At 74.1% G+C, this 1241-nt stretch carries 1 protein-coding gene; it reads left to right on the top strand.

Annotated features, from left to right (window positions below):
• Window positions 1–1144, top strand: a 1144-nt coding sequence (locus tag TY51_RS19830) for a 3-deoxy-D-manno-octulosonic acid transferase (RefSeq protein ID WP_052650512.1), incomplete at its 5' end; no start/stop codon positions are given.
• Window positions 1145–1241 lie beyond the last annotated feature (97 nt).

Here is a 1241-nt window from a genome sequence, read left to right as displayed (position 1 = left end):
GGCCGCCGCGGCGACGGCCCCGGCCCTGCCCGGCCATCCCCGCCGGAACCGGGCCCGGGCGCTGGCGATCCACACCAGCGCCGATGCCCTGCGCGCCGAACCCCAGATCCTGGGCCGCCTGTCGCGCGCGCGCCCCGGCCTGCGCCTGATCCGCCTGTCGGCCCAGGGTCCGGACGATCCGGGCGACGACCCGGCGCTGGTGTCGCAGGTGCTGGACCGCGGGCGGCCGCGCGCCGTCCTGCTGCTGGGCACCGACCTGCCGCCCGCGCTGATCGCGGCGGCCACCGCGCGCCACATTCCGCTGATCCTGGCCGAGTTCCGCCTGACGGGCGCCGACCTGGGCTGGGGCCTGCATGCCCGCATGCGACGCCAGCTGCTGTCGCAGATGCAGGCGGTGATGGTCAGTGACGCGACCAGCCTCGATGTGGCGCGGCGCATGGGCCTGGGCGCGGGTGATCTGTCGATGACCGGCCCGGTGTCGGAAATCCGCGAGCCGCTGCGCTGTTCGGAAACAGAACGCGTGTCGATGGCCCAGCAGATGAACGGCCGCCACGCCTGGTTCGCCGCCAGCCTGCCTCCGGCAGAGGAACAGGCCATCCTGTCCGCCCATCAGGCCGCGTTGCGCCGGTCGCACCGCGCGCTGCTGATCATCGCGCCGGACGAGCCTGCGCGCATCGACGGGCTGGCCCGCGACATCGAGGCCTGCGGCCTGACCGTCGCGCGGCGCAGCGAGGACGAGGATTTCGGCGACGAGATCCAGGTCCTTTTGACCGACGGCCCGACCGAGATGGGGCTGTGGTACCGGCTGGCGCCCGTCAGCTTCATGGGGGGCACCCTGTCGGGCGAATCCGACGCCATGCGCCACCCGTTCGAACCCGCGGCCCTGGGGTCGGCCATCGTGCATGGTCCGCAGGCCGGGCCCTATGCCACCGAATGGCAGCAGCTGGCCGGCGCCCATGCGGTGCGCCAGGTCCGCACCGCCGACGATCTGGCCGTGGCCGTGACCGAACTGACCCAGCCCGAAACCATCGCCACGCTGGCCAGCAACGCCTGGATGGTCAGCACCGGCGGCGCCGATGTGGCGATCCGCATCGCCGACCGGGTGATCGCCGCCCTGGACCTTGCCGAAAGCCCCACCCCATGACCCGCGCGCCCGCCTTCTGGTTCCGCAGCCCGCCCACCGCCAGGGCCCGTCTGCTGTCCCCCCTGGGGGCGGTCTATGCCCGCGCCACCGCCCGCCG

The organism is Paracoccus sp. PAMC 22219, from assembly GCF_000787695.1.
In the GTDB taxonomy this organism is placed as follows: Bacteria; Pseudomonadota; Alphaproteobacteria; order Rhodobacterales; family Rhodobacteraceae; genus Paracoccus.
The sequence above is the reverse complement of the archived record's forward strand: the minus strand, read 5'-3'. Positions and strand labels throughout refer to the sequence as shown.